General features: G+C 43.4%; 10 protein-coding genes. 2 read left to right on the plus strand and 8 right to left on the minus strand.

Annotation, left to right across the window (positions count from 1 at the left end; genetic code table 11):
- Positions 1–17 precede the first annotated feature (17 nt).
- Complete coding sequence (locus OCV54_RS12575; RefSeq protein WP_055224364.1) at positions 18–239, minus strand: hypothetical protein; 222 nt, start codon at positions 237–239, stop codon at positions 18–20.
- Positions 240–573: 334 nt separating this feature from the next.
- On the opposite strand from OCV54_RS12575, the gene OCV54_RS12580 reads away from it, so the two are divergent.
- Together OCV54_RS12580 and OCV54_RS12585 are read left to right on the plus strand one after the other, a co-directional pair.
- Positions 574–1,104 carry a helix-turn-helix domain-containing protein gene (locus tag OCV54_RS12580; RefSeq protein WP_055224346.1) on the plus strand — a complete coding sequence of 177 codons (531 nt, stop codon included), beginning with the start codon at positions 574–576 and terminating at the stop codon, positions 1,102–1,104.
- Positions 1,105–1,137: 33 nt separating this feature from the next.
- Positions 1,138–1,722: a hypothetical protein gene (locus OCV54_RS12585; protein ID WP_055224348.1), complete on the plus strand. Its 585-nt coding sequence runs from the start codon at positions 1,138–1,140 to the stop codon at positions 1,720–1,722.
- 223 nt (positions 1,723–1,945) lie between these two features.
- On the opposite strand, the gene guaA is transcribed toward OCV54_RS12585, so the two are convergent.
- The 7 genes from guaA to OCV54_RS12620 all read right to left on the minus strand — a co-directional run bounded on the left by guaA (position 1,946) and on the right by OCV54_RS12620 (position 10,682).
- Positions 1,946–3,487 carry a glutamine-hydrolyzing GMP synthase gene (guaA, locus tag OCV54_RS12590; protein ID WP_055147204.1) on the minus strand — a complete coding sequence of 514 codons (1,542 nt, stop codon included), beginning with the start codon at positions 3,485–3,487 and terminating at the stop codon, positions 1,946–1,948.
- Between the two features lie 260 nt (positions 3,488–3,747).
- Entirely contained in the window at positions 3,748–4,980 is a 1,233-nt protein-coding gene (locus OCV54_RS12595; RefSeq protein ID WP_015533992.1) for a S41 family peptidase, read from the minus strand.
- A gap of 64 nt (positions 4,981–5,044) precedes the next feature.
- Positions 5,045–6,280, minus strand: a complete 1,236-nt coding sequence (locus OCV54_RS12600; protein WP_055147198.1) for a murein hydrolase activator EnvC family protein — start codon at positions 6,278–6,280, stop codon at positions 5,045–5,047.
- A gap of 183 nt (positions 6,281–6,463) precedes the next feature.
- Complete coding sequence (gene ftsX, locus OCV54_RS12605) at positions 6,464–7,372, minus strand: permease-like cell division protein FtsX (protein ID WP_015533994.1); 909 nt, start codon at positions 7,370–7,372, stop codon at positions 6,464–6,466.
- A complete protein-coding gene (gene ftsE / locus OCV54_RS12610) occupies positions 7,362–8,048 on the minus strand; it encodes a cell division ATP-binding protein FtsE (RefSeq protein ID WP_022216898.1) in 687 nt (228 codons plus the stop codon). Before ftsE ends, ftsX begins: the two co-directional genes overlap by 11 nt.
- A gap of 236 nt (positions 8,049–8,284) precedes the next feature.
- Positions 8,285–9,373, minus strand: a complete 1,089-nt coding sequence (locus tag OCV54_RS12615) for a PucR family transcriptional regulator (protein WP_055224350.1) — start codon at positions 9,371–9,373, stop codon at positions 8,285–8,287.
- Between the two features lie 196 nt (positions 9,374–9,569).
- Positions 9,570–10,682 (minus strand): ABC transporter ATP-binding protein, encoded by a 1,113-nt coding sequence (locus tag OCV54_RS12620; protein WP_004851294.1) that lies wholly within the window; start codon positions 10,680–10,682, stop codon positions 9,570–9,572.
- Positions 10,683–11,147 lie beyond the last annotated feature (465 nt).

The raw sequence follows: 11,147 nt of genomic DNA on the forward strand, positions 1-11,147 counted from the left end.
TATTCATCCTCCTTTCCTTATTCCTGTCCTGCCTTGTAGGACATAGTGGTATCCCCTTGGGGATTTCCTGTTCCGTAGAGTCTTTCATAGAAATACTGGCGGTTTACCCGTCCTGAAATAGTAATAAAGCCTTTTGCTTTCAGTTCCTCATTCAACTGACGGATTAGCTTGTAGGCATACGGCTTTGATACGCTTAGTTCCTGTGCCACTTCTTCGGCACAAATAAATCTGTTTTTCATATAATCAGTCCTTTCTTTCATTTTTTATCGCCGTTCTATCCGAAGGAAGTTCCAGCAGGTATTCCCTGTTCGGCACTGTGCTGTCCCGATATATCTTAATATGTCAGGCGCTTGCTTGCTGTCTGGCAAGGTCTTGGCGGTTTATACTGTTCGGACGGTCATTTTGTTTTTATTAAACTTATTTGCTTAATTTAAGCTTATTATACTAAGCATATTTGTTTGTGTCAAGTGGCTTTTTGGAAAATATTAAACTTTTTTGTTTTGTATTATCTTGACTTCTCCTAAACATATCTGCTATACTCATTGTAAAATACATACAAGGAGTGGACACGTTATGGCGATTGGAGAGAGAATACATTTTTTCCGCATTCTGCGTGGGATGACACAAAAATATCTTGGTACGATTGTCGGCTTTCCTGAGCGAAGTGCCGATGTACGTTTAGCACAATACGAAACAGGAACAAGAAAACCGAAGGCGGAACTTACTGCTGCACTGGCACAGGCTCTGGATGTTTCCCCTCATGCCCTCGATGTGCCTGACATTGACAGCTATATCGGACTGATGCACACTTTATTTACCCTTGAAGATTTGTACGGTCTGACTGTCAGTGAATCAGACGGAGAAATCTGTCTGAAAGTTGATACTTCCAAAGGTAAAGACGCTCACGAACTCCGGAAAATGTTGTATGCCTGGAAAGAGCAGGCTGACAAGCTATCTTCTGAAGAGATCAGTAAAGACAAATACGATGAGTGGCGTTACCACTACCCGGAGTTTGATACCACGCAAACATGGGCGAAAGTCCCATCACAGGAACTTAGCGATGTATTTGCTGAAGCATTCAAAAATCACTTAAAAGATAACTAATCCTAAAATACCAACTAAAAAAGGAGAACAATTATGACACTTGCTGAATGGCACTCAACACTGTTTCAATTCATAGGAATTGTGCTCAGTTTCTTAGCATTAGTAGCATCTATAATTGCGGTCATTTTGACTTACAAAAATTTATCCGAAATGAAAAAGCAGCTATGCGAGCAACAAAAGCAATATTTCGATCAGAATCGTGGTAATCTTATATTTTATGTTCAAAAAAGTATAACAGGTATAACACACGACTTAATTATCAAAAACTTTGGTAACTCTCCTGCAAAACTTCTGTCATTAAAAATCACCCCTGATTTGGATTGGAAGAAAGCTGGTCAATCTAATATAGATGATTTTAATATTTCCAAACTAAACAACATTTTTCTTGCCCCGCAACAACATATCGGAACTATTTTTGATTTTTCAAACTTCAATGAAACCGAGTTAGATGTTGAAATTTGTTACTCTACTTGCGGTCAAACCTTTACAGAACAATACAAAGTAAATTTAAACTATCTCCATAAAGTTTTAAGCCTTGAGCCACAAATCAAAGATGAATTATCTGCTCTAACGCAAATAAACAAATCATTAACCTCTCTTTCCGATAAATTTATCTAAAGACGACAAAAAGCCCTTAGCTATGAGTTTTTACCCACAGCTAAGGGCTTCGTTTATAATATGGATTATTGGTTGCACAACCACCTGTCAATCATTCTCTAACCCTAAAACCACTGGATTACAAGAATAATGGCTCTCATGCAACCGTTATCAAATTGTTATCAAAAGACTTTTAAAAGTGCTGCAAACCCGCATAAACGCTGGGTTTACTAAGCATTTTTGTTTATTCAAACTCAATCGTTCCAGGTGGCTTACTAGTCAAATCATACATTACCCTGTTCACACCCTTAACCTCATTGATAATCCTGTTCATTACCTTCTGAAGCACCTCAAATGGTATCTCTGAACAATCTGCTGTCATGAAGTCTGTTGTATTTACAGCACGGAGTGCTACGGCGTAATCGTACGTTCTGAAATCTCCCATACAGCCAACTGAACGCATGTTGGTCAGGGCTGCGAAGTACTGACCGAGGCTTCTGTCGAGGCCTGCCTTTGCGATCTCCTCACGGTAGATGGCGTCGGCATCCTGAACGATCTTGACCTTCTCGGCTGTGACCTCTCCGATGATTCTTATTCCAAGGCCTGGGCCTGGGAATGGCTGACGGAATACCAGGTACTCTGGGATTCCAAGCTCAAGGCCGGCCTTGCGGACCTCGTCCTTGAAGAGAAGACGGAGTGGCTCCACGATCTCCTTGAAATCTACATAGTCAGGAAGTCCGCCTACGTTGTGGTGGGACTTGATGACCGCTGACTTGTCAAGGCCTGACTCGATGACGTCAGGATATATGGTTCCCTGTACGAGGAAGTCAACGGCACCGATCTTCTTGGCCTCCTCCTCGAATACACGGATGAATTCCTCGCCTATTATCTTTCTCTTTGCCTCAGGCTCGGTTACTCCGGCAAGCTTGCTGTAGAATCTGTCCTGCGCATTTACTCTGATGAAGTTCAGGTCATAAGGTCCATCTGGTCCGAATACCGCCTCAACTTCGTCGCCCTCGTTCTTACGGAGAAGGCCGTGGTCTACGAACACACATGTGAGCTGCTTGCCTATCGCCTTAGACAGGAGAACCGCAGCTACTGATGAGTCAACACCGCCTGACAGGGCGCACAGCACCTTGCCATCGCCTATCTTGGCACGGAGACTCTCTATTGTATCTTTTACAAATGAATCCATCTTCCAGTCGCCTGCACACTGGCATACATCCATGACAAATGCTCTGAGCATCTTCATACCTTCCTCGGTGTGCATAACCTCTGGGTGGAACTGAGTCGCATACAGCTTCTTCTCAGCATTCTCCATGGCTGCCACTGGGCATACAGGAGTGTAAGCTGTCTTCTTGAAGCCCTCTGGTACCTCTGCAATATAGTCTGTGTGACTCATCCAGCAGATGGTCTTGTCATTCACATCTGCAAACAGCTTGGATGTCTTGTCAACCTCAACCTCTGTTCTTCCATACTCGCTGACAGGGGCCGTGCTGACCTTGCCGCCCAGCAGATGAGCCATGAGCTGTGAACCGTAACATATTCCGAGAATAGGAATACCCAGTTCGAATATCTCCTTGCTGCAGCTAGGTGAATCGTCTTTGTATACGCTGTTTGGTCCGCCTGTAAAGATGATTCCCTTTGGATTCATCTCCTTGATCTTCTCCAGCGGCAATGTGTACGGATGTACTTCGGCATATACATTACACTCTCTTACACGTCTGGCGATCAGTTGGTTGTACTGTCCGCCAAAGTCCAATACGATAATCAGTTCCTTATCCATGTATATCTCCTTTGTTGCCTTTTATTACTTATAACAGATTTCTGAACATTTCCTAGTATAACACAATATGCAGCACTTTTGTGCTGCATATTATCTAAAAATTATGTTGTTTTAATTATTTATGCATTTTACATATACGATAGCATTCGAACAGATACTTCACTGACAAATTTATATAACGCAGTAACGTCATCTGCCCTGCCCACTCAGTATTGAAATCTATTATATAACTATATTTATACCAATCTCTATCTTAATCCCTACTTCAGCTTCTCCTTCAGAACCTCAATACCCTTCTGGTACTGGCTGTCATTCTTGCCCTGGAAATCCTCATAGGTATAATCATCTGGAAGATCCACTTCAATATCAGGCGCAACACCCTTCTTGTGGATATCGTTGTCATCGTGTGTGAAATACTTCTGTGTCGTGAGCTTGATCGCTGTGCCATCACCAAGTGGTATAACACTCTGCACGATTCCCTTACCGTAGGTATTCTTTCCTACAACAGTTGCAGCCCCGAATTCCTTGAGTGCCGATGTAAGTATCTCTGACGCACTGGCACTGTACTCATTTGTCAGGACTACCATAGGCATATCGAGGTATTCATCATCTGTCGATTTATACTCGTCCACAACCTTGCCGGTCTTGTCCTTGATGGACACTATGGTTCCTTCTGGGAGCAGATAGTCGCAAATGTTTACGACCGTGGTGAGCATTCCACCCGGATCACTTCTGACATCGATCATCAGTGCCTGCATGCCCTCATTCTTGAGCTCCTCAACTGCCTTCTGGAAAAGCTCGTCTGTGTTGTCTATGAACTGCGTGATCCTCACATATCCGATCTTGTCGTCTATCATAAATGATGATACCGTGCTGTACTCAACGATCTCCCTGGTGATGGTGACATCGTGGTAAGCCTTATCACGCTCCCTGTATATCTTCAGCGTAACATCAGTTCCAGCATCGCCTCTTATGAGTGATACGAGGTAGTCAAGATCATCGTCTGTAGTGATCTCGTGATCGTCTATCTGTACAATAATGTCATCAGGCTGTATATCCACCTTCTCAGCCGGTGCACCCTCAAGGATATTTACCGCACGGACATATCCCGTATCCTCATCCTTGCTGACCGTAACTCCGATTCCGGCATACTCACCCGAATCATCCTCCTGCAGCTTGGCATACTCTTCCTTGGTGTAATACTGTGCATACGGATCGTCAAGGGATTCCATTATACCCTTGTATATGCCCTCCCTGATCGTATCATCGTCAATATCATTGTAATAATAATTGTCTATGATACTCTCGATCTTCTCTGTCTTGTCAAATACGTCCGCATCCAACAGATTGCCATCATAGGTTATCTTGGTGGAACTGCCGGTTTTTCCGCTGAGTGTGCCACTGAACACACCTGATGTACCGCAGCCCGTCAGACCGATCACCGTACTTGCCAGCACCGCTGTCACTACTGTCTTCTTCAACATTTTCCTCATATCATTATCTCCTAACCTTGTATTGCCATCAAATACCTGAATCTCTCCATATCCCCTGCCCGGTCTACTGTCCAAGGAAGTCATGCGGATTGACATACGTTCCGTCTATCGACACGCCAAAATGGCAATGCGGACCTGTCGACACACCCGTACTTCCTGCCTTTGCTATGACCTGACCTTTCACAACCTTGTCGCCAACATTTACACATAGCTGTGAGTTGTGCATATATACCGTACATATTCCGCCGCCGTGGCTGATCATGACCATGTTGCCACCACCGCCATTGTAGCAGGACATCACGACTGTGCCGGCCTCCGCCGCAACAATATCTGTTCCATAATCACAGCCTATATCAAGTCCCTGATGATATGTACTTGCTCCCGCTGTAGGAGCATCTCGGTAACCAAATTCATCCGTGATAACACCTCCGGTCGATACCGGCCACATGAATTTGCCCTTATATTTGGAGGTGTCGTATACCTTTCCATCTTTCGTATACGCACCCGTACCATTTGCATTTGCCTTGCCCATCTCCTGTCTGGATATCTCCGCGATACGTCTCTCGGCTTCCTCACGGGCCACAGTGAACTTGTTCATCAACGACTTCTGGGCTTCTATATCACCATCATATCTGGTGATCTCTTCCTGCTTCTGATCTATAATGGTCTGCAGTTCAGCCTCGTTACTCTCCAGATCCGTCTTGACCGACTCCACCTGTCTGAGGTCAGATTCAAGCTGCGCCTCATAATTGGCAATATCTGTCTTGGTCTTGATCAGCTTTGCAAGCTGCCTCTGATCGTATTCCGATATCTGGTCTATATACTCTGATTTGTTCAGGAGATCGCTGAATGATATGGATGTGAGCAGGGCATCGACATATTCCGTCTCCCCCTCCTCATACAGATACTGTATTCTCTGCTTCATCGCCTCATACTGCTCATCCTCTGCCTTCTGAGCTTCATCCAGACTTTTCTGAGTTGTGTCTATCTCCGTCTGGAGCTCGTCTGTCTGCTCCTGCAGGCTCGTTATCTGAGTCTGGACGGATGTCATCTTGGCATCCAGATCCGCAACGTCCTGAACGATCTTGTTCTGCTGTTCCTCCAGAGAATCCAGAACGTCCTTGGCATTCTTCTCGTTTTCACTGGCATCATCCTTCTGACGCTCAGCCTCTTCCTTCGTCATGGCATATGCCATATTTCCCCCGGTCTGAGACGCAGCCATGCCCCCCATGACTACACATCCCGCAACAAGCAATGCCATCCTTCTGATATTCCCTTTTACATTGACTTTCTTTTTCATAATCTACTACTCCTTGTTATCCCCATCTAACAATTAACTAGTATATCTTATGTCGTCGTGCGTGAGCGCGATGACCTGCGCACGCATCAGCGTGCTTCATTATATTATATCGCCTGCCGGCTCAATGAGGGCATTCGCATTATGACGTCTTGCGCAAGCGCATCCGTCACAATGCTCATTATATCATACTCTCAAATGCTTCCTCGTGGTAAGGATACTTCCTACCAGTCCAACACCGATACCAAGCACAAGTCCAACCGGTATCATGGTCTTGAACAGGTCATGCTGGCTCACAAATGCAAACAGCGTTGTGACAACCTTAAATCTTCCGGCAACATATGTCAGTATCTTATCATACATGTAGTACAGAAGGACCAGAGGTATAGCCGAACCGACCGCACCTATGATCACACCCTCTATGATGAACGGCGCCCGTACAAATACATTTGTCGCACCGATCAGCTTCATGATCCCTATCTCTTCCTTTCGCACCGTGATACCTATGGTTATAGTATTGCTTATAAGGAAGATAGATACCAGCATCAGTATCACAACTATTCCTATGGATGCATATCCGACAAGGGATGACAGTGTCGTGATGCTGTCCGCAGTCACGTCAGAGCTCTTGACCTTTCTGACTCCTGAAAGCCCCTGGGCAAATGCCACGAACTCCGGCTGTCTGGCCACATCCTTGAGCGTAACCTCATATGAGGCCGAATTCTTAAGTGGATTGTCCTCGCCAAATGCATTCTTTGCCGCCTGTGGATCATCGTAGTTCTGCTCAACAAATTTATTCCATGCGTCATCCGCCGACACGTAATCCATCGTGTTTACATAATCCAGAGTTCTTATCTGTGATCCGATAAGCTGTATCGTGTCGTCCGACACATCCTCGTCAAAGAACACTGATATTGTAACTGTATTCTCAAGCTCCTGCATACCGGACTGAAAGTTTACAACTACCGCATATATGATTCCAAAGAGGAACAGACATGATATGATGGTTCCAAGTGATGCAAGTGAGAACAGAATATTTCTTCTTATATTTGCAAAGCCCTGTCTGAGGATATAGAAAAATGTACTAATCTTCATCTATATATCCTCCTTCCTTCTCGTCGCTGATAATTACACCCTTCTTCAGGGTGATAACTCTCTTCTTCATCTCATTGACGATATCCTTGTTGTGGGTTACCACGACAACTGTGGTTCCTCTCTTGTTGATATCCTCAAGGAGGTTCATGATATCCAGTGAGTTCTTAGGATCGAGATTTCCTGTAGGCTCATCCGCCAGTATGATGTCAGGATTGTTGACCAGTGCTCTCGCCATGGCAACTCTCTGCTGCTCACCACCTGAGAGCTCTTTTGGATATGATTTGTACTTGTCTGCAAGTCCAACCAGCGTCAGCATGGCCGGAACACGCCTTCTGATGTATCTCGCCGGAGTCTGGATAACTCTCTGTGCAAATGCAACATTCTCGTATATAGTCCTGTCCTTCAGAAGCCTGAAGTTCTGGAATACGACTCCAATCCTTCTTCTGACCTTCGGTATATCTTTTCTCTTTATCTTGCCATAGTCGTATCCGGCAACAGTGATATTGCCCTCCGTAGGATCGAGCTCCTTGAGCAGAAGCCTGAACAGAGTGGTCTTGCCTGATCCACTGCTTCCAACGATAAATACGAACTCGCCTTTTTCTATATTGATGTTCACATTCTTGAGCGCCTGATTGCCCCCAGGGTATGTCATACTCACGTTCTCTAACTCTATCATCTCATGTCTCCTATATTGCCTCTTTACGGCATAAACTGTACATTATCTTACATTTGTCCATAGTCGGATGATTCTGATTCATTTCATCCACGCTTCATTATACTACATATTGATTGTTTTGTTGTGTATAGTTTGTGAATTAAAATTAATACACGATGCGGCAGTCTTCATATATCCATATGTAAGGCTGCCGCTTCTATGCAATCTATATTCCAGATAACTGTCCACCGGACATTTTAATAATCCAGTGACTCCATGTACTTCATGTACTTTACAACCATAAGAGCGATCTTGAATGTGATGGCATCCTCGAATACTCTCAGATCAAGGCCTGTGCTCTTCTGCAACTTATCAAGTCTGTATACCAGAGTATTTCTGTGGATGTACAACTGTCTTGATGTCTCTGATACGTTCAAGCTGTTCTCAAAGAACTTGTTGATAGTTGACAAAGTCTCCTCGTCAAACTCATCAGGGCTCTTGCCGTCAAATATCTCTCTGATGAACATCTTGCACAGAGGAAGTGGAAGCTGGTAAATAAGTCGTCCTATTCCAAGATTGCTGTATGCTATGATATCTGTGTTCTCATAGAATATCTTTCCAACATCCAGAGCCATCTTAGCCTCTTTGTATGAACGTGAAACTTCCTTTATCTCATTGACAATTGTTCCGAATGATACATGTACAGATGACATCGCCTCGGTATTGAGCATGTCAACGATGACCTTGGCAATCTTGTTCATGTCGTCATATGTCTCGTTGGACTTGACTTCCTTGACAAGAATGATGTTCTTCTCGTCCACAGCAGTGATGAAATCCTTTGTCTTGGCTGAGAAGATATTACGTACTGTCTCAAGTGCATTGGTATCCTTCTCATTCTTTGTCTCTATGATAAATACGATTCTTCTCACATCAGTATCTATGTGGAGCTTCTTTGCTCTGTTGTAGATATCAACCAGAAGGAGATTGTCTAAGAGAAGGTTCTTGATAAAGTTGTCCTTGTCAAATCTCTCCTTGTATGCGACCAAAAGGTTCTGGATCTGAAATGCTGCGATCTTGCCGACCATATATGTATCATCGGTCTCGCCCTTTGCCATGAGAATATGCTCTAACTGGTTATCGTCAAACACCTTGAAGAACTGATAACCTCTTACAACCTGGCTCTCTGCCGGTGAATCAACAAATGCACGAACTGAATCCTCGCAGTCATCTATATCCTTAAGTGTTGACGCAAGCACTTTTCCCTCTGTGTCCAACACGCACAGGTCAGTTCTTGTTATACCTTTTAATCCGTCTATTGTATCCTGAAGAATCTGGTTTGATATCATTCTTTTCACTCCTTATACTCATTATACGTTTTATCCCGTAATCCATTACTCTTATTTTAAAGCAAAATTGTAGAAAAAAAAAGAGAAAATGCAGATTTTTTATATGTATTTTCTGCATTTTCTCAATTTTTCAAGAATTAAACTACTGTTTCCAGTTATCTGGAGTGTAATTGTAAGTTCTATGTGTTATCTAAGACTAGTTAACAAGGATCTCCTCTGTCTCCTTATCGAAGATATGAATCTTGCTTAAGTCAAATGCGAACTGAACTGTGTCGCCAGGTCTAGCTGTTGTACGAGCATTTACTCTTGCTGTGATATCGAACTGGTCGATTGTGAAGTATAAGTAAACCTCGGCACCAAGCATCTCGTAGATGTTGATTCTTGCATCGATTACGCTCTCTGGTGATGACTCGATGAAGAGCTGCTCATCATGAATATCCTCTGGACGGATACCAAGAACAACTTCCTTATCGATAGCATCAAGTGCGATAAGTCTCTCAGCCTTGCTGTCTGGAACCTTGATTGAATGTGAACCGAACATAAGGAGAACGTCAGCACCTGACTTAACAACCTTACAATCGATGAAGTTCATAGGTGGCATACCCATGAATCCGGCAACGAACAGGTTACATGGCTTGTCGTAGAGGTTCTGAGGTGTATCTACCTGCTGGATGATACCATCCTTCATAACTACGATTCTTGTACCAAGTGTCATAGCCTCTGTCTGGTCATGTGTTACGTAGATGATAGTTGTCTGGAGTCTCTGATGAAGCTTTGAGATCTCAACACGCATCTGTACACGAAGCTTAGCATCAAGGTTTGAAAGAGGCTCGTCCATAAGGAATACCTTTGGCTCACGGACAATTGCACGTCCCATAGCAACTCGCTGTCTCTGTCCACCTGATAAAGCCTTTGGCTTTCTGTCAAGAAGATGCTCGATATCAAGAATCTTAGCTGCCTCATGTACAGCCTTGTCGATCTTCTCCTTTGGAACCTTTCTTAACTTAAGTCCAAATGCCATGTTATCATATACTGACATATGTGGGTACAGAGCGTAGTTCTGGAATACCATCGCAATATCTCTGTCCTTTGGCTCTACATCGTTTACGAGCTTGTCGCCGATCCATAACTCACCTGAGCTGATATCCTCAAGTCCTGCTATCATTCTAAGAGTTGTTGACTTTCCACATCCTGATGGTCCAACAAAGATGATGAACTCCTTGTCTTCGATCTCAAGGTTGAAGTCCTTAACTGCGTTGAATCCGTTAGGATATACCTTGTAAATGTTCTTAAGTGATAAACTTGCCATTTGAAATTACCTCCGTAGTGTATATAATCTTGTTTTTGTTCACCCTAAAAACTATTGTTATTCTACATCATTGGCATTTTTCATTCTATGTGATTATTGCTCAAAAAAATTTTTAAACTTTTGTCTAAATTGTATACGTGCACAAATTTTGCAACATTTTGACGATTTTCGAACCGTTTTCCCTTGGTTTAAACTTCCTTTTTTGTGAAACCTTCACCATACCCATTTATGTCAATAGGGTTTTTCGTCACGTTTTCGGTATATTTTATTACTTTTGCCTATTGTTTTTACTCATATATATACTTGACAAACCAGAAAAATGTAGAACAGCCGGCAAAATCTGTAACATTTTGTACTACAGTAAAAAAACTCTGCTGATTGATATGTACCCAGAATCCTGGACACATATTTATGAACTAGGCTGAACACATGGATGCTATCCTGTATTGTACAGGTGGCATCCAT

The organism is Coprococcus aceti (assembly GCF_025567285.1).
Lineage (GTDB): Bacteria > Bacillota > Clostridia > Lachnospirales > Lachnospiraceae > Coprococcus > Coprococcus aceti.